The following is a 17,976-nucleotide window of genomic DNA, read 5'->3' as shown; positions in this document are numbered from 1 at the left end:
GCAACGCGCGCCGCGGGCGCTCTATTTCGCGCCGCGGGTGGCTAGGCGAGATCGCGCACCAGGTCCTCGATGCGGTTGTAGCTGACCTGCATGCCGACCTCCATACCGGAGGCGATGTGTCCGTCGCGATGTTCCTTGCGGCTGTGCCGCACCAGGACGCGCATCGTGGTGACGCCGCCCACCTCATCCAGCGTGGTCGAGACGAGTGCCTCCCCGTCGGGGACTCCCTCGAACACCTCGGTGCTCACCAGGTGATGTGGCGGGTCGATCTCGCGGTACTCGCCGTGGAAACCAACCACCATGTCCGGTTCGGACTCGCAGGGCTGGCGCACGACGTATCGCCAGGTTCCACCGACCCGCAGATCGATCTCGCAGATCTGCCACTGTGCGTCCGCAAATCCCCACCAGCGTTTGACCAGCCCCGGTTCGGTGAGCGCCCGGAAGATCAGTGCCGCCGGTGCGTCAAATGATCGCGTAATGAGAATCGTTGTATCTGAGGGGAGTTCGACGGTGGCGCTGCCATAACGAGTGTTCACGGTAGTTCCTCCTTGAGTTCGGTGAGCAACGTGTCGAGCCGGTCGAGACGCTCGTTCCAGGTGCGTTCGAATGCCGCGACCCAGTCGTGGACGGGGCGCAGGGCCGCGCCGTTGACGCGGTAGAAGCGCTGCCGCCCGTGCGAGCGCACCCGCACCACATCCACGGCGCGGAGGACGCCCAGGTGCTTCGACACCTGGGGTTGGGCCATCCGGGTCCGTGCCACGAGTTCGTTGACGGTGACCTCGCCGGTGCCGATGGCGCTGAGCAGATCGCGGCGGCTCGCCTCCGCGATCGCATTGAACGCGTCGGCCGTGGTGGCAGTGCGAGCCATGGACAAAACATATACCGATATAGGTATATGTCAAGCCATGAGTCATCGGGATGCCATCGGCTTGCGGTACCCTGAGCCACGTTGGCAGTGTTCAGTGGAAGGCCAACCGAGATCAGTCATTGCGGGGTAGTGGGAAGCTGAGTATGGACAGGCCTATCAAGACCCGCCGTATCAAGTTTCGCTATCAGCCGGGTTCGCTGGAACGCCATTTTGTTCAGGGTGACCTGGTATCAAGCCACATGATGGCGATGCTGTCGGCGGTGTTCCCCGAGGGTGAAGAGTTCTTCATCCGCTCGGTCCGGCGTTACTCCGACCAGATCACCGATCCCGAACTCAAGAAGCAGGTGGCGGGCTTCATCGGCCAGGAGATGACGCACGGGCGCGAACATCGCGAGCTCAACGAACGCCTGCAGGAGATGGGGTATCCCACCGCCTTCGTCGAGCGGCTTGCCCGCCGGATCTTCAACTTCCAGACCCGGAACTACCCGCCCATCTACACCTTGGCCGTCACCGCTGCGCTGGAGCACTACACCGCGGTGCTCGCCGAGACTCTGCTGACCGATCAACGTGCCCTCGACATGCTGGGCGAGGGTGAGGTGCGGCGCATGCTGCTGTGGCACGCCTTCGAGGAGGCAGAGCACAGGTGCGTGACATTTGATGTCTATCGTGCGGTAGGGGGTAGTGAACGGCTGCGTATCTGGGTGATGCGGCGCACCACCATCGCCTTCATCTACACCACGTTCTTCGAGACGCTGATCTCACTGCTGCGCGACAAGGCCGCTTACAACCCCGTCCGTTTGGTGAAAAGCATTGCGGCATTGCGGAATTTGCCCTTCTTGAGCCGCACCGTGCGCCGCCGCATCGGCGAATACAACCGCCCGGGATTTCATCCCAATGATTCGGACAACACCGAACTCATCGAGAAATGGCATGCCGAGCTGTTTGGCGAGAACGGGCAGCTGACCGGCCATCTGCACTAGCTGGGTTGATCGTGGAACGGGACATCAGGACACGGCGTATCAAGTTCCGCTACCCGGCCGGCTCCCTGCGCCGTCATTACGTGCAGGACGACTTGGGGATGAGCCACGTGGTGGCGGTGCTGTCGGGGGCCTTTCCCGAGGGTGAGGCGTTCATGATTCGCTCGGTGCGGGCGGTCGCCGACCAGATCGCGGATCCTGAGCTCAAAAAACAGGTCGCCGGATTCGTCGGCCAGGAAGCCACACATAGTCGGGAGCACCGCGCACTCAATGAACGCCTGCAGGAGATGGGGTATCCCACCGCGTTCATCGATCGGGCGACGCGCAAGGTGCTGGAAGCACGCACCCGCTACTCCTCGGCGCGGTACTGCGTCGCGATGACCGCCGCATTGGAGCATTACACCGCAATCCTGGCTGAGACATTGCTGGGCGATGAGCGTGCGCTGCGGATGTTGGGGCAGGGTGAGGTGCGCTCCATGCTGTTGTGGCACGCGTTGGAGGAGTCTGAACATCGCGCGGTGGCCTTCGATGTGTACCAGGCCATCGGGGGCACCAACCGGATGCGGGTTTTTGTCATGTGGTTCACCACATGTGGATTCTTCACGCTGGCCGCGTGTGCGTCGCTCATCTCCTTGCTGCGCGACCGCGACTTCTACAATCCGCGTCTCGCATACCGCAGCGCCGTCCGATTGTTCGGTTCCCCCTTCTTCTCGCGGGCCGTCTTTCGGCGTCTACTGTCTTACAGCCGCAAAGGATTTCACCCCGACGAGGTCGACAATTCGGAGCTGATCGCGAAGTGGAACGCCGTGTTGTTCGGCGAGCAGGGGCAGATCGCCGATCATCTGCACTGATCCTCAGCCGGCCAGGTATCGCGTGAGCATACCCACCAGCTCGTCTTCGAACAGTCCCGGATCGATGGGGCGTGGACCGGCGATGAGACGGTGCACCAATGATTCGATGGTAGCCACCACCATCCTTGCCGCTGTGGCTGTTTCGGCTACCCGAACATCGGGGTGTGCTGTCAACAGCGCCTCGGCGGCCGCGACGACGGCGTCCTCGGATCGGTGCAGCATCGTCAAGAATTCCGGCGGGCGCGGCGCCTCTTCGAAGAGCACCCGGTGCAGCTTCGGGTTGTCGCGATGATTATCGATGGCGGCCCTGACGAAGATGCGCAGCGTGTCCGCTAGCGAATCCGGCAGTCCCGCAGCGAGATGACGCTGAACCGCCGCGAATCCCTCCTGGGTGTGCACCGTCATGAGCTCAACCAGAATCGAGTCCTTGTTGGGGAAGTACTGGTAAAGCGACCCGATCGAAATGCCGGCCCGTTCGGCGATGCGGTTGGTGGTTCCGGCGGCATAGCCGAAATCGGCGAATACATGAGCAGCGGACGCCAGGATCCGTTGCCGCGTTGCTTCGGCGCGGTGCTGTTGCGGCTGCTTGCGCGGTTGTAGCCGGGTGCCGGGCATGATGCTGCAGCCTTCCTCAAAAGCGAGTACCGCTAAAGCGAGTAATTACTCATAATAGTGCTTGAGCTGGAGATATGGAAGGAAAGTGGATGAAGACGGTCTACCTGGACACCGCGCTACCCACCGATGCCGACCGGGTGTGGAGTGCCATGCAATATTCCGGAACGTTTCTGTATCTGTGCCGCGGCCTGTTCGGTATTCCCGCGCTATCGGGTCGCACCGAACCCATGCTGGTGGGCGAGTGTGGTACCGCATGGCTATGGGGGCTGCATCTGATTCCGTTGTACCGCCATACTATTCATGTAATCGAGGTCGACGAGCGAACCCGTACCGTGCGGACCCATGAGGGCGGCGGAATTCTGCGCACCTGGAACCACACCCTGCACGTGGAGCCGCTCGGCCCGGCACGTAGCCGGTACAGCGACTCCATCGATATCGACGCTGGGCTGCTCACCGCGGTGGTGGCCAGGGGAGCGCTGGCGATATTTCGCTATCGGCAGCGGCGCTGGCGCAAGCTGGTCGAGAAGCATCTCCTGCCGGAAGGCCCGGCATACACGAGGCGGTAGAGATGTGTCACAAGAACTCTCGTGGCCATGTTGCAGCAACTGATCCGGCAGCAGGATGAGATGGGGAAGTGTTAGTCGCGCGGGTGTTTTCCCTTGAGGCTGCAATACCCCTCGCCCTTCATTGCGAGCTTACCGTCTACCCACAATTCGCAGCGAAAGTTGGGATTCCACCAGATGTTTCGCACTGAGACGTAGGCGGCATCCCCGTACGGATCCTCCAGGGTGGTTGTTGCTTCCCAGGGATTGTCGGGGCCGATCCAGAAGTTTTCGTAGTGTGTTCCCGCCCAGTTCTCCGTGGGTGTGGCGATTCGGTAATGAATGGTGACTTCGCGGTCGCCGTCCGCGGTCACCACGTAGCGGACTGTGTGATCGACCTGGTCGGCGGATGCCGGGGCAGCGAGCGCGGAGAGAAGTATGCTGACCGCGACCGCCGCTTTGCCCAATATCTTTGTTACCGAACGTGTCACGGCACCTCCTGTGGCTTCATGAACGCGGACTGTCGATTTCAGATGTCGCGCGGTGGGAGTCCGCGTTTGCCCGCGCATTCGCCATGGAGAACCGCGATCGTATCGTCCACGGTCTGTACCTGACTTGCCGCCGGTGCGCCGTCCAGCACCGTGTTCTGGAGGTCGAACATCGCCGCCATCAGGTCTCGGGTCTGTGGACGAATATCCGGACTGCCCCAGACGTTGGGATACCAGAACGTCGCATAGCCGACGGTGTTGAGCTGTGGGATCACCTTCCCGTAGTAGTCGACCAGTCTGTCGACATCGCGGGGTGTGTAATCGCCGCGCATCTTTTCCGATGCGATGGCGATCCCCGGACTGTGGGTTTCGATGAGGTCGCACCACGAGTCATAGGCACTTGCCACCGGTGCGCACACGACCGCGGCTATCACCAGCGCCAGGCCGGCAACTCCCGTCGTCAGACGTTGACATGTGCTCACGGTGACCTCCGGCGCGACCCGCACTCGTACGACTGTAACTTTCGATAACTTCCAGACAATTAATTAACCACACGGAGTTCGTGTATTCGATCTCGGCGGTATTTATTACTGGAACCGGAATAATCTGGGTATCCAGGTTGTCCAATTAATGCTGGTGACTTAGGGTCGGTTCGTGAAAGCCGATTCCCTGTCCGCCTGCCATAAATCGACAGGAACATTCGGGTCGAGTTTCGCAACGCTAGGGCGCACGGCGGTGCTTTCGGTATCGGCGCTGCGGCATCTCATCACCGATGTTGTGCGATTGCGATTGCCCCTGGGTGACGTGATACAGCAGGCCTGGTTTCTGTACACGGTCACGGCGCTTCCGGCCCTGCTGATGGCGATCCCTTTCGGTGTGATCGTCAACCTCCAGATCGGGGGTCTGCTCAACGATGTGGGGGCGCAGTCGATGACGGGGGCCGTGGCAGGCATCGGCATCCTGCGTCAAGGTGCACCGATCTGTGCGGCGTTGCTGATGGGTGGTGCAGCGGCCTCGGCCATCGCATCCGATCTGGCCTCCAGGTCGGTACGCGAGGAAATCGACGCGATGCGCGTGTTGGGTATTGATCCGGTTCAGCGTCTGGTGGTGCCGCGGTTGCTCGCGATGTTCGTCGTCGCGCCGATGATTCTGGCCACGGTCATCCTGGTTGGACTGGGCTCGGCGTACTTGGTGGCGGTCACATTCGGCAATGTGAGTCCCGGCAGTTTCTGGTCGTCTTTCGGGACCTATGCCACCACCACCGATTTGATCTTTGCCTTGGCGAAGGTCTTGGTGAGCGGCCTGCTGGTGGTCGTCATCAGCAGCCTGCGGGGTATGGAGACACGCGGCGGCCCGCGGGAAGTGGCCGAGTCGGTCAATGCTGCGGTGGTACTGAGCATCGTGGCCAGTGTGTTCGCGGTCCTGGTCTTGACACAGGTCCAGAACGTATGGGCCGAGGGACCGTCGGCATGACGGCATCCGTGTCGGGTACCGGCCCCGACGGGACGCCGAGCGCGGAACCTGCCCTGGTGGAGCGGCTCGTGGTGCGCCCGGTCCAGGACTGGCTGACCCATCTGGGACGTTTCGTCATTTTCGTGGGGCAGTCGGTGTGGTACCTACCGGCGACCATGCGGGTGTATGGCAAGCAAACCTTGAGCGTGCTGTACAACCTGGCCTGGGGACGAGGCGTGCTGGTGCGCGGCGGCGTGGTCTCCACCATGCTGCTGCTGGGCTTTGCGATTGGTGCGGTGATGGCGATTGAGACCTATGCCGGGCTGGATTCCGTCGGTTTTGGTGCGCTGACAGGAGCGGTTGGCGGCTTGGCCAGTGTGCGAGAGATGGCCCCGATTGCCGCCGGCGTGGCGTTTGCGGCGCAAGCCGGTTGTCGCATGACTGCCGAAGTCGGCGCCATGCGGTCATCGGAGGAGCTGGACGCACTTGAGGCGTTGGGCATCCGGTCGATCCCGTTTGTGGTGGGCACGCGGCTCGTCGGCGGGATGCTGTGCGTGGTGCCCGCGTTCCTGGTCACGCTACTGCTGAGCTTCATCGTCAGCAGAGTGCTCGTGACGGTCGCCCGGGGGCAGTCCGTGGGCACGTACAACCACTACTTCATTCAGTTCGTCGATCCCCGGGATATTGCTTTCGCCACCGTCAAGGTCCTCATATTTACCGCGGCGGTGACAATTATCCACTGCTATTACGGATTCTTTTCTGACGGCGGCCCATCGGGTATAGGCGTGGCAAGTGGGCGGGCGGTGCGGGCAAGCCTTGTAGTTATCATCCTGCTCGATATGGTCATCACGATTTTGCTGTGGGGACTTGTTCCGTCGTACACATTCCGCGGTTAGAGATTCTCGGAATCACTGTTCATTGTGCGGGCGTGACGTGCACCGTGAATGCTCCGGGCGCTTCCGCGGTCGACATCGAGGCGTCAAGCAACCTGCTGACATCGAGCGTGGCAAAGGCGCTCGCGGTGGCTTGCATCGGCGGTAGCAGCGGGTTGGTGAAGTTGTACATGTTCAGGTTGGTGTCGTCCGAGAATTTGATCAGCCGGTTGATCAGTGGCTTGGTGCCGTTCGCGATGTACTCGGGGTAGTCGCCCGCGTACAACAAGGCAATGATGGTCTCCACCATGATCTGAATCTGCTGGCCCAAATCCAGTGTGGGAGCGGCCATCGTCGGCAGTACGGCCTCGACGGTCCCGGTGTTTTGCAGCAGCGTCTGGGTCTGGCTGAGGATGTTGCGCAGCTGGTCTCTGTTGTTCGCAATGTCATCACGCAACTTGGTGCTGGCCTTGGCGATGAGCGGGACCACCGAGGCATCCGACAACGCGGTGTTCAGCTCTTCGATGATGCTGTTGATGCGTGTCGGTTCGAGGTCTCTCAACAGCCTTGTGGCCGCGACGATCTGCTCGCCGAATGTGCCGGCTACCGTCTTGTCGTCGGCAACGATCTGCTGATTGTCGGCCAAAACCGGACCGGTGTCGCTCTTGGGTTTGATCGACAGGTAGGCCTCACCGAGTACGGAGAGGCTGTCGATCTGGAATGCGCTGTCGAGCGGTATCCGGACTGTGGCCGGATACCAGAACCGCACCGACACGCTGTTCGCGGAGGCTCGCACGCCGGCGACCTCGCCGATGGGAACGCCACGCAGCAGTACACGAGAGCGCGGCAGGAGTCCGTTCGCGTCGCGCACGACAAGGGTTGCCTCTATCCGGTTCCTGGTGGTGCTGAACCAGGTGATTCCCTGCTGCCAGTAGGCGGCCAGCGATCCCACCAGGATGGCGAGCAGCGCCGTGATGGACAGGACGTTGCGTCTCATGGGCCTACTCCCAGCGCCTTTCGTGCGTATTGAGTTTCCGCCGTGGTGCCGTCGGGTTTTGTCACTCCGGTGATGTCGACCCTGGGATCGGCCATGAAGGGGAGTAGTGCCTGATTGGTGAATCCGTTGAGTTGCCATCCGAATTGCACCGGATCGACACCTGAGGCGCCGAATTGCTCCAGTGCGTTGGAGGCGGAGTCCATCACGGGGATCAGCCAGTACCCGTTCTTCACGATGTCGCCCATGCCGGGGATGATGCGGATGATCAGATCCGCGGACTTATCGATGCGCTCCCAGTAGGTGACGCCCTCTTCCGTCAGCACGGTCTGGATGTCTGCCTCATGGTTTCGGGTTATCTCGCCGACCTTGCTCAGGCTGTCCAGGCTGCGGTCGATCTGATCGCCGTTGGCGGCCACGCCTTTGAGATTGGAGGTCAGGATTGAAGCTGCTCTGCGGGACTCTTCCACCGACTTGGGCAGGTTTTCCTTGATGCGTTCCATGGACCCCTGGACCTGCTGAATCGACCCACCCCCGATGAACGAGGACACCGTGGTCAGCATGTCTTCGACAGATGTTGCGGGAACGGTGTGTTCGGCGGTGATCACCGCGCCGTTCGTGAGCAACGCGGGAGTGTCGGTGGTACCGGACGGGCGGGTGAGCCGAATGTAGGGATCTCCCAACACGGTTTCTTGGATGATGGCCGCATTGGCGTTGCCGGGAATCTGCGCGTCGGATTTCAGGCTGATCCTCACATTCGCGACGCCAGTGCCCAGCCCTATGTCGCGCACGGTGCCGACGTCCACACCTTCGAACGTGACCTTGGCTCCGGTGGGGAGATTGAGCGCATTGGTGAACTGGACGGTTGCCGAGAAGTTGTCAGTGGAGGTATCCGGCATCCTGATCCTCGCAGGATTCACCGAGCAGCTGGAAAGTGCCACGACGGCAAGGATTGTCACTGTAGCAATCGGCATTCTCACGGTGGGTTGCCCTCCTTGAGCACCTTGACGAGGACGTCAATGGTGTTGATTTCCTCGGGGACGCCGTAGAAGTACCCGCAGCGGTCCTCCCCGTCGGGCGCGATGCGCGAACACACCATGCCGTTGTCCTGCGGGCCCGCGTTGATCCGGTTGGCCTTGACCGGCTCCGGACGTGCGCGCATCCGGTAGTAGAAACCTCGCACGCCGTCGGCGATGTTGGGCAAGGTTCCCGCATAGGTGGTGAAAACACCGGTGTGCTCGGACAGGAGCCGTACCGTATAGGCGGCGGTATCCATGGACGCCCATAGCTCGCCGCGGTACTCGGTTGCCATGTCGTAGGCCATCCGCGTGAGCGTATTGACCTGTGGGCCAAGGATTCCGTACAAGGTCGGCATGAGAGTGCGAGCGGAGAGCGACATGGCCGAGACGGCGTGTGCAAGCACCGTGTTCATGTCATCGGAGTTCGCGTTGAGTGTGGACAGGGAATCCGAGGCATTTTGGAGCAGGTAGTCCAGGGAGGGCGGCTGGGCGTCCATCGCGCCCACGATGTTGGTGACGCTGTCGCGAATGACGGCCCCATTGCCCTTCAACTGGGTACTCAACGATCCGAGAGCGCGGTTGAGGTTGTCTCCCCGGCCTTCGTCGGTGAGCTGGCTCAGCAGTCCCGTCATCGCCGACGCGCTCTCGGCCATGGTCTTTGCGACCGCCGTTCGTTCCAGGGGAATACACGCTCCGGGTGTGAGACGGCCGGCGGTGGGGTCGCCGTTGATCAGCTCAAGACTACGGTCGGCGAGGATGGAGGGCGCGCGGCTGACCGCGGTGACCAACTCCGGTACGGCGGCGTCGGTATCGATCGAGAAGTTGACCCGCACTGACATGGTGCCGGAAACCACGTCCTGAATCCTTCCGATCCGGACGCCCTTGCGGGTGACCGGATTACCCCGGTACAAACCGGTGGCATCGGAGAGCACGGCGCAGTATCCGGTGGTCTTCGGCGCTCGATCCAGCAGTCCGCAGCTCGACGAGGTGGCGAGTAGCCCTGCCGAGAACACCACGGTGAGTAGTGTTCTGGCGCGGCGCCTGGTCGGGGTCGGGGTCAGCATGAACGCCCCGGCATCGGGACACAAAAATCTGACGCGAGCAGATGATCCTCGATGGGCTGTGGACCCTTGGGGGAAATCATGCTCCGTATGTCATTCACAAAATTGCCCAGGTTCCAGATCATCCGGGGAAAGTCGGTGTTGACGACGTTCAACGCGTTCGTGGTCCGCTGCAGGATGTCAAGCAGCCAGTCGCGGTGTGAGTCATAAAAGTTGGCCACGCCCATCACCGTCTTGACGGCCTTGAGTAGCGGCGGCAATGCCTGCTGCAGTTGAACTTTCACATTGTCGACGATCGTGATGAGAATGGCTGCCTTGTGCAGCACCTCGTTCATGTGTTCCTGGTTCTTGGCGGCGGTGCGGGTGAGTTCCTGGCCGACGTCCAGCATTGTTTGCAGCTGGCTTTTCTGGTGGGTGACGATGTCCGACACCTTTTTCATGGCGTCGACCATGGTTGCGATGCCGTTGGGGCTGGCATCCATCATGGTGGTCAGCCGGTCGAGGCTTGGCCCCAATTGGCTGACGTCGATGTCCTTGACCTTTTCGGTTCCAAAGCCCAGGAGCTCGGGTAGGCGATACGGCGGTCGGGCGCGGGAGGCGGGAATCATGTTATTTCCCAATGGCTTGTCTCCGGCCGAGAGCAGGTCAACGTAGTACCCGCCGGCCGCCGTGATCATGCGGACTTCGACCGATGTTTGGTCGCCGAGGTAGATGTCGTTGTCAACAGACACCTGAACAGTGACATTGTCGTTGACCAGTCGCACGGAATCGACCTTGCCCACCGGCCATCCCGCCACCTTCACTTCGTCGCCGGGCTTGATCGCGGCGCCGTCGCTGATGGCGAAGGTGACCGTTCGATGATTGAGCTGCCATACCTGGGTTGCCCCGAGCCCCGCGATGGCCACGCCCAGCAGCAGGCAGACCAGCACGCCGAACACCTTGTGTCGTCGATCCTGGCCGTTGAACAGCCCGCCGATCCGCTTTCTTAGCGTCGGCATAGCGTCACCTGCTGGCCGCTCATGAACACCTTGAGCATGGGCGGCACCGCCATCGTTCCGTTGAGGCAACCGAAATCGCTGCCCGGATCATCCATGATGGGCTTGAGCCCGTTGTAGAAACCGGGGAGACGTTCGAAGAATTCGGGCACGCGGTATAGATTCGCCCGCAGCACATCGAATTTGGCGTTGAAATCGGTCTTCTCGTCTCCGCGGAACAGGGAAGTCATCCGATTGGCGGCGATGGCGAAATTCGGCCCGTACTGCGCGAGCTCGATGAATTTGTCCTGTATGGAGCTCAGGCTTGTCACCATGTTGCTGATGTTCGTCAGGACTTGAAAGAGCTTCTCCGTCTTACCCTGTGCTTTCTGGGCGGTGACGGATAGATTCTGCACCAGGGCCTTGAGAGCTATCTGCTTGTTGGCGGCCTTGTCCGCGATTGCGCTGAGGCTGCTCAGGAGATCGGCTGTGCCGGTGCCGTCCCCGTTGAGGAAGACGGTGAGCTTGTCGGTCAACTCGTTCACGTCAGCCGGCTCGAGTGTACGGAACACCGGCGCCAGTCCCTGGAAGATGGCCGTGATATCGAATGAACCCGTCGTCTGTCCCAAGGGGACCCGGGAGATGGGTTGTGGGTTGGGGATGTTCTCGTCACTGATGTCTATGAATCGGACGCCGGCCAGGTTCTGGAACTTCACCGCGAGGTGGGACGCGGTGGTGATGTTTTGGCTAGTGGCCAGCTCCAGGTCCACCTGGGCAAGATTGGTATCACCCGCACGGGCGATCTTGATGGATGTCACCTTGCCCACCTGGACTCCATACCTGCGGACATCGGAGCCGGGACGCAGGCCGGACACGTCATCGAATGTCGCACTGTATTGCGCGGTTTCACCTGCTATCGGATTGCGGATGCCGTTGACGATGAGCACATAAGCCAGGGCGGAACAGAGCGCGGCGACAAGTAAGCCGATCAGCGACTTTTTCACGGAGCTCATTGGCCCGCCCCCGGCTGATGGGCGTGGGCCCACTGCGGGCCGGTGTCCGGCTGGTCGCCGGGGCCCGCCGGTCCCGCAGGCAGAGCGCCTGGTGGGTACGGCTCACCGGCGGCCGCCGGACCGCCGGTGCCGTCGGGTCCGGTGGACAGCGGGGGGAGCGTGGACTGGAACACCGGTAGGGGTTCGAGCATGACGCGAAGCTTGACCGCCTTGGCGCCCTCGTCATTGGGATCGGCTGCTGAGTAGGCAGTCTGCAGACCGGCCAGCAATCTGTCGATGCGCACTCCGCCACGGGAGAACTCCAGTTGGGTGCTCAGCGAGTCGGCGAAGGATCGCGCGATCTCGGTGGCCGGGCCCGCGGCCACACGTGGGCGCGCCAATGCCACGGCCGCAGGACCCAGCAGACCGTCACCCTGGACCAGCGTCAGCACCGATAACACGTCGGGCCAGCGTTCGATGAGTGCTTCTCGTCCCTTGAGCGTGTACATGTTGTGCTGCGTCGTCAGCATGACCTCGGTCAGACCCGGCAACGGCTGCAGCAGCGTGCCCAACTTGCGCATGGTGCTTCCGGCGTCGACAGTCTGGGTTTGCAGCAGGAGGTTTGTGAAGACAAACCCGGTCTCGATGAGCGGCATCAGTGCGTTGGTGTATTGCACTGTGCGCAAGATGGATTTGACCATCGTGTCGGTGACAACCCCGTTGATGACCGTGGCGGTGTTGCTCAGCAGCTGTGCCATGGTGGCATTGGCCTCGGGGCTTCGTGCGATGCGCTGCCCGTCGGTCACCGGGCTGCCCGAGCCGCGGGGTATGAGATTCACAACCGATTTTCCGAGCATGTTGGCGGGACGGAAGTCGTACCCCAAGGAGTCGTTGAGCCCCTGTGCCACGTCCTTATCGACGCCCAGGGTCAACTCCGAAACGGCATCGTTGCGCCGGATCGACGTGACCGTTCCGATGACAACCCCACGTAACATCACGGGGGAGTGGTCACGAATACCCTGGCCGACAACGGGTGTCGATAGCGTGATCTCGACGGTGCGCCGCGATTTCCATGACGGTATGGCGGCGACAATGACCACCATTGCGATCGTCAGCGCGAGGACGGCGAGGCCGGTGCGTCGCATGACCCGGTTCTGACGGTCCTGGTTACCTGCCAACAGTTCGGACATCTGGCTACTACTTTCCCGCTCTCATGGCCGAGTCGACCCCGCCGACGTCGGTGATAACCCAGTTGTCCTTTGCGTTGATGGTGACGGTGTAGGTAGCGGTTGATTGAACTCCGTTGGGGGCCTGGACGTTCTTGGTCATGACGCTGAGAAAGCTGTTGACCACGTATATCCCGTCTCGCTCGGAACGCACCGCAGAGGTTATCGGCGTTGGCGTGGATACCCACTGCAGGGGGACGACGATTTGTTCCATCGATGCGGCCGCGTCTTTGAGCTTCTTGGTCAGCTCCGGAGAAGTGTTGGTGGTCAACCGCTTCGTCCAGCCGGGAATGTCCTTGAAGTCCATCTCGGCAGCGCCGCGTGAGTAGTCGAGGGCGATTTGTTCGGCCCGTTGCCGGGCACTCGTGGCCTCTCGTGCCGACGTCAGCGCGGCACGCGCCTGCTGTTCGGAGCGTTGGCTGCTGTGCAGGTACCAGGCGAGTGCTCCGATTGTCACGGCAGCCGCGACAAGCAACACCGAGAAGATCAGGGAACGCCGCAAGAGGACCCCGAACACGCGCCGCAGCAGGTCGGCATCACCTTCTGGGGTCTCTTTGGTGTCGTTCACATCGGCAGCTGCGTCTGGCTCGCCGGCGGAAGCATTTGGGTTTTCGGGGCTGTCCTGTTGTGGCGCAGCGGACTTCATTTCGGTGGTCACTGGTCTTGCCCCGTCAGCTTCGTCTCTTGTTGGTACGCGTCGATGATCTCTGTCGAGATGCGGCCGTGGTCAGCCACGGGACGCCCGTTGCGCTGCGCCCATTCGCGAATAGCTTTTCCGCGAAGACGGTCCATCGTGGTGCGGCGGCGCGGACCGGGCTGCTGGCCACGAGGTGTCTGCGGATGCAGCCGGCGAGCATGATCGACCCATATCGACAGTTCGTCGCGCAGACGTTCCGCGTTCCGGGCAGACAAGTCGATGGCGTAAGAAATGCCATCGAGCTCGAACTCAACGGTCTCGTCAGCACGTGCCACGCCGTCGAGATCGTCGATGAGAGTGACGGTTACTCGTTTCGCCATAGTGGGGGCCTCTTCTGTGGGGGCGCCCGGTGACTGCCGACGAAGCAGTCACCGGGCGCTGTGCCAATCCGCGCTAGTGGCGGCTAGGCCAGATCGTCGGAATACTTGCGGGCATAGATCGCGTAGACAACGGCGTCCTCGGCTTCCTCAATTGCCGAGAGCGCAACGTCTATCGCATATGAGGCATCGGACTCGGCGAGGTCGGCCTCTTGGGCGGCGAGTTTGGCGTCGAGCTTGGCCTCCTTGGCGCTGAAGTCACTCTTCACCTTCGAAACATGGTTATTCCAGCTGTCTTTCAGATCGGACCAGGCAGAGCTCGCCTTGTCCTCGGCCGCGTCCACCTTGGCCTCCACCTTTTCGTGGTGAGCCTTGGCCTTGGCCTTGGCGGCATCGACGTCCTGCTGCAGGTCGGCCTTGGCCTTGTCTTGCGCGGCCTCCAGGTGCTCCTGGCCCTGCTTCGCGCGATCGACGAGGCCGGTGAAGCGGTTCTTCAGTGTCATGTTCTTCCTTAGTTGGTAGGTAATTGGTAGGGATTTCGTGAACAGGTGGAAAGCGAGCTAGACCCACACTGGGTCGGAAGAGCCTTGCGGACCCACCACGGGGTAGCCGCCGAGGCCCTCCCAATGACCGGGTGTCTTCGAATAGGTGATGCCGGGTTCGAGGCGAACGTGCCGTCCGAACGCGGAACTCAATTCCAGTCCGTCGGGCAGAATCGGCTGGTGCTCGGGCTTCTTCAGAGACTCCGTGACATAGTCCGGGTTGAACACGCCCAGCTCGGAGTACCACATCGAGAAGCGCGACAACGAAGTACGCACGTGGTAGCTACCCCCGTGTTTCGCCCGAAGTATCAGTGCCGCAAGAACTCCCGCGCTGGTGAGATAACCTGCCAGGTAGTCATTGAGGATCACTGTCGGTGGCAGCAACGGTTTCTCGGGCGAGCCCTCCAGCGTGGTGTAGCCCGTAACGCAGTTGGCGTCCATATCGAAACCGCCCCGATCGATCCACGGCCCTTCCCAGCCGAACCCACGGATTGATGTGTAGATGATTCCGGGCCTGGCTTCGGCGACCGCCTCCGGCGAGAACCCGAAGTTCGCGATCTTGCGCCCGCGATAGTTTTCGACGAAGACGTCGGCATCCTTGATCAAACGGAACGCCTGATCCTTGTACTTCTGTTGGTTCAGGTCGGACCATGTGGACCGCGCACCCAGATGACAGTCCTCGACCAGAGCTTCGTACTCCACGGCGGGGTTGGACAGGTCGAGCACCTGGGCGCCTTGTTCAGCGAGGACGCGCCCGACCACCGGTCCGGCGATGACATGCGTCATGGCGGCGGCCTTGATACCCGACAAGGGCCGGTTCGGATGGGTCAGGGCAGGTAGCTCTGGGTCCGAATCACCGATCTTGACGATCTCGATCATCGGCGTCTGCGCCAGATACTGACCCTGTGGATGTGCGTACCACTCCTCTGGGGTGCGGCACATCGCGCCGATCATGCCCTGGGCGCCGGCGGCGTCCTCTAGATCCTGGGCGTTCCATTGGCCGATCGCCTGACCTACCGACTTCGCATCGAATCCGGACTTCAGCAAGCCCAGCCATTGCAGAAGGGCCTTCGGATAGACCGCGGTCGGCAGATACCAGCGATCGTCCTTGGTGGGGTAGATGCTGAAACCGAACGGATTCGCGGTCGCCGCGGCGGGAAGCATCGCGTACCCGCCGACAGTGGGAGAGAAGTTGTAGGTCGGATTGATGTGTGCCACGGCCCGGCGCAGATCTACCGACAGGTCCTGCTCCGGTCCGCCTCGAAGCCGATACAGGATCTGGGTGGCGACGGCCGGGGCCATCATGCCCATGGCCATGATGGCCCCGAGCCTATGGTTGCTAGGCAGGATGGGATCCTGGCCGGTGAAGGTCACTTCTCCGCCGGTGTCGGCGATATCGAGCTGCAGCTCGCCGAGCAGTTTGGTGAAATCTGCCGAGATATCCGGTGCGGTGGTCAAATCTCGAGGGATGGGGACGGAAGTCATTGCTTTCTACACACTCCTCATGGCTGTCGACTGGTTGTGGTGGAGGATCAAATAATGGGGTGCATTAATCTTGGAAATGGCTTTCGATGAAGTCTCTGACCTGTCCGGTGCGGCGCTTGAGTTGAATGCCATCGATCACCTGTGCGATGCCGATAACAATTAGCCAGATTCCGGATATGAGTGCGAGCGTTGCGATGGAGTCGGCAGGGTAGACGATCAGCACGATGCCGCCGGCGGCGAGCACTACGCCGAGGAGCACAGACCAGCCGCTGCCCGGCTCGCGGCTGGCGAAGCCGGCCACCACCCGGCCGATGCCGGTGATGATCCAGCCCGCACCAATCCAAACGGCCAGAAGGAGAACAGACTCCAGTTGATCACGCAGGCAGATGACACCGAGGACGATTGACAGTGCGCCCGTGATGACACTGACAAACCGCGTCCAGCCCCGTAGATGCGGCGCGAAGGCGAGAACGATTTCGACCAGACCGCTGAGCAGAAGATAGAGTCCAAAAAAGACTCCCAGCACAAGTAATGTTTGCCCAGGCCAGGCCAAGATGATGGCGCCAGCAGCAATCGCGGCAACTCCGAGCCCCAGAACGTAGAGCCATGCGTTCTTTGCGAAGCGCTTGAGCGGCGAATCGTCTATATCGGTGGCGGTACCGGTCATTGTATTAACCCCTTCTCATATGTCCAGAACTCAAGTACCCCGGAATTGGGGAATCTCAATGCCCATTTTTATGGCGTCAGGCGATAGTGACTGCCGCGATGGAACGGTGGCTATTTGGTGAACAACAGGTATAGAGAGTGTGTTCTCTTAGCCCTCCCTGTCTGGGTTTCATTGATTAAACAACTTCGCACAGCTAATCAGCTCGGGTGCTGAAACTATCACGCGCACTTGAGACTTTCTCCGGCCCGATATTTCTAATTCAGCAACACTGTATTTCGAAAACTGAAAGAATCGGCCGGGGGAGAATGATGCGCACCGCGGCTAACCTTCCCATATCATTATCTGGTGAACCATGGTCGCCCAGATATCTACGACCTGCGGTGCTTTGTCGCCGTCGCGGAGAGATTGAGCTTCACTCAGGCTGCCAAGGCGCTCTGTGTTTCCCTCCCTCCGCTGAGCCGGAGAATTCGGGATATGGAGCACGCCTTGCAAGTGAGATTGTTTATTCGCGATACTCGCCGCGTCGAGCTGACCAGAGATGGCGCGCGTCTGGTTCCGGTGGCCCGTCATATTCTCTCGCTCTTCGATGAACTCCCCAGGATCGCGGCAGAGCGTCCGATGAGGAATCTCGCACGGTCTGTCCTCTATGGGGTCCCACCGTTGCTTCATCCGGACCTGCGTAAGAAGCTGATCGATCTGGAAGTCCGTGCTTCGGGTACGGTTCTCGCTTCTGTGCCCTTGTTGAGCAGTGAGATTCTTGCCGGGGTTCGGCGCGGCGAGCTGGCCTTTGGGCTGATCAGGCCACCCGTTGGGGCGGCAGGCCTGCTTAGCGAGGTGATCTATCAGGAAGAAATGGGTGCGGTGCTGTGCAGGTCTGCGTACGGCCTTGACCGCCCCGTTTCGGTGAGCGAGCTTCGCCGGATGTTCTACATACGGCCTGAAGGTGATTTGGGTGCGGAGTTCGGGCGGCAGAGCGAGTTGAAGCTGGATGCCGCCGGAGCTCTCGGAGCTGAGCCGCCGGGCGCTGAATTGGCGGCAGATAGAATAAATCGCGGCGACGCATTTACGATTGTGCCGCTGGCTGCGTTCAATAGTATCGACGCGTACGGTCCGGTCAACAAAGTATGCCGACCAATAAGTGATATGGATTCGACGCTAGTTACCAGTTTAGTCTGGCGCAACGATCTGCCGGAAACAGATCCGGAGTTATATGATCTGATTTACGCAGCGCGCTCTATATTTGCACCTGTATCGGCTTAATTTAGATTAATTTAGCAAATCAATTATGAATTAATTGCAGCGTCAAGCGATGAGGTGGTCACCGGCGGTCTGGGTGC

General features: G+C 61.0%; 22 protein-coding genes. 6 read left to right on the top strand and 16 right to left on the bottom strand.

From position 1 onward, the window contains the following. Window positions 1-41: 41 nt before the first annotated feature. Together ABG82_RS17925 and ABG82_RS17920 are read right to left on the bottom strand one after the other, a co-directional pair. Window positions 42-536: an SRPBCC family protein gene (locus ABG82_RS17925; protein ID WP_043078687.1), complete on the bottom strand. Its 495-nt coding sequence runs from the start codon at window positions 534-536 to the stop codon at window positions 42-44. After that, window positions 533-868 (bottom strand): ArsR/SmtB family transcription factor, encoded by a 336-nt coding sequence (locus ABG82_RS17920; RefSeq protein ID WP_043078686.1) that lies wholly within the window; start codon window positions 866-868, stop codon window positions 533-535. The genes ABG82_RS17925 and ABG82_RS17920 overlap by 4 nt, the downstream gene beginning before the upstream one ends. 143 nt (window positions 869-1,011) lie before the next feature. Between ABG82_RS17920 and ABG82_RS17915 the strand changes: the two genes are divergently transcribed. Together ABG82_RS17915 and ABG82_RS17910 are read left to right on the top strand one after the other, a co-directional pair. Beyond that, window positions 1,012-1,848 (top strand): metal-dependent hydrolase, encoded by an 837-nt coding sequence (locus ABG82_RS17915; RefSeq protein ID WP_043078685.1) that lies wholly within the window; start codon window positions 1,012-1,014, stop codon window positions 1,846-1,848. An 11-nt stretch (window positions 1,849-1,859) separates the two neighbouring features. After that, complete coding sequence (locus ABG82_RS17910; RefSeq protein WP_043078684.1) at window positions 1,860-2,696, top strand: metal-dependent hydrolase; 837 nt, start codon at window positions 1,860-1,862, stop codon at window positions 2,694-2,696. Between the two features lie 3 nt (window positions 2,697-2,699). On the opposite strand, the gene ABG82_RS17905 is transcribed toward ABG82_RS17910, so the two are convergent. Further along, window positions 2,700-3,311 carry a TetR/AcrR family transcriptional regulator gene (locus tag ABG82_RS17905; RefSeq protein WP_043078683.1) on the bottom strand — a complete coding sequence of 204 codons (612 nt, stop codon included), beginning with the start codon at window positions 3,309-3,311 and terminating at the stop codon, window positions 2,700-2,702. Between the two features lie 89 nt (window positions 3,312-3,400). Here ABG82_RS17905 and ABG82_RS17900 point away from each other — a divergent pair, with 89 nt between their 5' ends. Continuing rightward, window positions 3,401-3,877, top strand: a complete 477-nt coding sequence (locus ABG82_RS17900) for a hypothetical protein (RefSeq protein ID WP_043078734.1) — start codon at window positions 3,401-3,403, stop codon at window positions 3,875-3,877. 71 nt (window positions 3,878-3,948) lie between these two features. Here the strand turns inward: ABG82_RS17900 and ABG82_RS17895 are convergent, their stop codons facing one another. Both ABG82_RS17895 and ABG82_RS17890 read right to left on the bottom strand, forming a co-directional pair. Beyond that, window positions 3,949-4,344, bottom strand: a complete 396-nt coding sequence (locus ABG82_RS17895) for a hypothetical protein (RefSeq protein ID WP_043078682.1) — start codon at window positions 4,342-4,344, stop codon at window positions 3,949-3,951. A gap of 38 nt (window positions 4,345-4,382) precedes the next feature. After that, on the bottom strand, window positions 4,383-4,847 hold the full coding sequence (locus tag ABG82_RS17890) for a hypothetical protein (RefSeq protein ID WP_043078681.1): 465 nt from the start codon (window positions 4,845-4,847) through the stop codon (window positions 4,383-4,385). 148 nt (window positions 4,848-4,995) lie between these two features. Here ABG82_RS17890 and ABG82_RS17885 point away from each other — a divergent pair, with 148 nt between their 5' ends. Together ABG82_RS17885 and ABG82_RS17880 are read left to right on the top strand one after the other, a co-directional pair. Beyond that, the gene (locus ABG82_RS17885) at window positions 4,996-5,814 is read left to right on the top strand and encodes an MlaE family ABC transporter permease (RefSeq protein WP_062826696.1); all 819 of its coding nucleotides are present in this window, start codon (window positions 4,996-4,998) and stop codon (window positions 5,812-5,814) included. Next, window positions 5,811-6,689 (top strand): MlaE family ABC transporter permease, encoded by an 879-nt coding sequence (locus ABG82_RS17880; protein WP_052511055.1) that lies wholly within the window; start codon window positions 5,811-5,813, stop codon window positions 6,687-6,689. The genes ABG82_RS17885 and ABG82_RS17880 overlap by 4 nt, the downstream gene beginning before the upstream one ends. Before the next feature lie 19 nt (window positions 6,690-6,708). On the opposite strand, the gene ABG82_RS17875 is transcribed toward ABG82_RS17880, so the two are convergent. From ABG82_RS17875 to ABG82_RS17825, 11 genes are all read right to left on the bottom strand, one after another. After that, on the bottom strand, window positions 6,709-7,662 hold the full coding sequence (locus ABG82_RS17875) for an MlaD family protein (protein WP_043078679.1): 954 nt from the start codon (window positions 7,660-7,662) through the stop codon (window positions 6,709-6,711). Continuing rightward, window positions 7,659-8,600 carry an MlaD family protein gene (locus ABG82_RS17870; protein ID WP_157847528.1) on the bottom strand — a complete coding sequence of 314 codons (942 nt, stop codon included), beginning with the start codon at window positions 8,598-8,600 and terminating at the stop codon, window positions 7,659-7,661. Before ABG82_RS17870 ends, ABG82_RS17875 begins: the two co-directional genes overlap by 4 nt. A gap of 35 nt (window positions 8,601-8,635) precedes the next feature. After that, the gene (locus tag ABG82_RS17865; RefSeq protein ID WP_052511051.1) at window positions 8,636-9,742 is read right to left on the bottom strand and encodes an MlaD family protein; all 1,107 of its coding nucleotides are present in this window, start codon (window positions 9,740-9,742) and stop codon (window positions 8,636-8,638) included. Beyond that, window positions 9,736-10,737, bottom strand: a complete 1,002-nt coding sequence (locus tag ABG82_RS17860; protein ID WP_043078677.1) for an MlaD family protein — start codon at window positions 10,735-10,737, stop codon at window positions 9,736-9,738. Before ABG82_RS17860 ends, ABG82_RS17865 begins: the two co-directional genes overlap by 7 nt. Continuing rightward, the gene (locus tag ABG82_RS17855; RefSeq protein WP_043078676.1) at window positions 10,725-11,726 is read right to left on the bottom strand and encodes an MlaD family protein; all 1,002 of its coding nucleotides are present in this window, start codon (window positions 11,724-11,726) and stop codon (window positions 10,725-10,727) included. Before ABG82_RS17855 ends, ABG82_RS17860 begins: the two co-directional genes overlap by 13 nt. Further along, window positions 11,723-12,895, bottom strand: coding sequence for an MlaD family protein (locus ABG82_RS17850; protein WP_043078675.1), 1,173 nt, complete (start codon window positions 12,893-12,895; stop codon window positions 11,723-11,725). The genes ABG82_RS17855 and ABG82_RS17850 overlap by 4 nt, the downstream gene beginning before the upstream one ends. Before the next feature lie 7 nt (window positions 12,896-12,902). Further along, complete coding sequence (locus tag ABG82_RS17845; RefSeq protein ID WP_174544335.1) at window positions 12,903-13,589, bottom strand: hypothetical protein; 687 nt, start codon at window positions 13,587-13,589, stop codon at window positions 12,903-12,905. Continuing rightward, window positions 13,586-13,948 carry a histone-like nucleoid-structuring protein Lsr2 gene (locus tag ABG82_RS17840; RefSeq protein ID WP_043078674.1) on the bottom strand — a complete coding sequence of 121 codons (363 nt, stop codon included), beginning with the start codon at window positions 13,946-13,948 and terminating at the stop codon, window positions 13,586-13,588. The genes ABG82_RS17845 and ABG82_RS17840 overlap by 4 nt, the downstream gene beginning before the upstream one ends. Before the next feature lie 83 nt (window positions 13,949-14,031). Further along, window positions 14,032-14,448: a hypothetical protein gene (locus tag ABG82_RS17835; protein WP_043078673.1), complete on the bottom strand. Its 417-nt coding sequence runs from the start codon at window positions 14,446-14,448 to the stop codon at window positions 14,032-14,034. 57 nt (window positions 14,449-14,505) lie between these two features. Then, a complete protein-coding gene (locus ABG82_RS17830) occupies window positions 14,506-15,972 on the bottom strand; it encodes a CoA transferase (protein WP_043078672.1) in 1,467 nt (488 codons plus the stop codon). Between the two features lie 64 nt (window positions 15,973-16,036). Next, window positions 16,037-16,639 (bottom strand): HdeD family acid-resistance protein, encoded by a 603-nt coding sequence (locus ABG82_RS17825; RefSeq protein WP_043078671.1) that lies wholly within the window; start codon window positions 16,637-16,639, stop codon window positions 16,037-16,039. A gap of 345 nt (window positions 16,640-16,984) precedes the next feature. Here ABG82_RS17825 and ABG82_RS17820 point away from each other — a divergent pair, with 345 nt between their 5' ends. Beyond that, window positions 16,985-17,899 carry a LysR family transcriptional regulator gene (locus tag ABG82_RS17820; protein WP_052511050.1) on the top strand — a complete coding sequence of 305 codons (915 nt, stop codon included), beginning with the start codon at window positions 16,985-16,987 and terminating at the stop codon, window positions 17,897-17,899. Window positions 17,900-17,976: the final 77 nt, after the last annotated feature.

It is taken from the genome of Mycobacteroides immunogenum, from assembly GCF_001605725.1.
GTDB classification, from domain to species: Bacteria; Actinomycetota; Actinomycetes; order Mycobacteriales; family Mycobacteriaceae; genus Mycobacterium; species Mycobacterium immunogenum.
This window is presented reverse-complemented; position numbering and strand designations above follow the sequence as displayed.

What these genes read in the sequence shown, in the direction of transcription:
- ABG82_RS17865 (WP_052511051.1), bottom strand. Translation starts at nt 9,742, where the DNA reads ATGCTGACCCCGACCCCGACCAGGCGCCGCGCCAGAACACTACTCACC.
- ABG82_RS17855 (WP_043078676.1), bottom strand. Translation starts at nt 11,726, where the DNA reads ATGAGCTCCGTGAAAAAGTCGCTGATCGGCTTACTTGTCGCCGCGCTC.
- ABG82_RS17825 (WP_043078671.1), bottom strand. Translation starts at nt 16,639, where the DNA reads ATGACCGGTACCGCCACCGATATAGACGATTCGCCGCTCAAGCGCTTC.
- ABG82_RS17920 (WP_043078686.1), bottom strand. Translation starts at nt 868, where the DNA reads ATGGCTCGCACTGCCACCACGGCCGACGCGTTCAATGCGATCGCGGAG.
- ABG82_RS17915 (WP_043078685.1), top strand. Translation starts at nt 1,012, where the DNA reads ATGGACAGGCCTATCAAGACCCGCCGTATCAAGTTTCGCTATCAGCCG.
- ABG82_RS17875 (WP_043078679.1), bottom strand. Translation starts at nt 7,662, where the DNA reads ATGAGACGCAACGTCCTGTCCATCACGGCGCTGCTCGCCATCCTGGTG.
- ABG82_RS17880 (WP_052511055.1), top strand. Translation starts at nt 5,811, where the DNA reads ATGACGGCATCCGTGTCGGGTACCGGCCCCGACGGGACGCCGAGCGCG.
- ABG82_RS17905 (WP_043078683.1), bottom strand. Translation starts at nt 3,311, where the DNA reads ATGCCCGGCACCCGGCTACAACCGCGCAAGCAGCCGCAACAGCACCGC.
- ABG82_RS17840 (WP_043078674.1), bottom strand. Translation starts at nt 13,948, where the DNA reads ATGGCGAAACGAGTAACCGTCACTCTCATCGACGATCTCGACGGCGTG.
- ABG82_RS17850 (WP_043078675.1), bottom strand. Translation starts at nt 12,895, where the DNA reads ATGTCCGAACTGTTGGCAGGTAACCAGGACCGTCAGAACCGGGTCATG.
- ABG82_RS17835 (WP_043078673.1), bottom strand. Translation starts at nt 14,448, where the DNA reads ATGACACTGAAGAACCGCTTCACCGGCCTCGTCGATCGCGCGAAGCAG.
- ABG82_RS17900 (WP_043078734.1), top strand. Translation starts at nt 3,401, where the DNA reads ATGAAGACGGTCTACCTGGACACCGCGCTACCCACCGATGCCGACCGG.
- ABG82_RS17860 (WP_043078677.1), bottom strand. Translation starts at nt 10,737, where the DNA reads ATGCCGACGCTAAGAAAGCGGATCGGCGGGCTGTTCAACGGCCAGGAT.
- ABG82_RS17830 (WP_043078672.1), bottom strand. Translation starts at nt 15,972, where the DNA reads ATGACTTCCGTCCCCATCCCTCGAGATTTGACCACCGCACCGGATATC.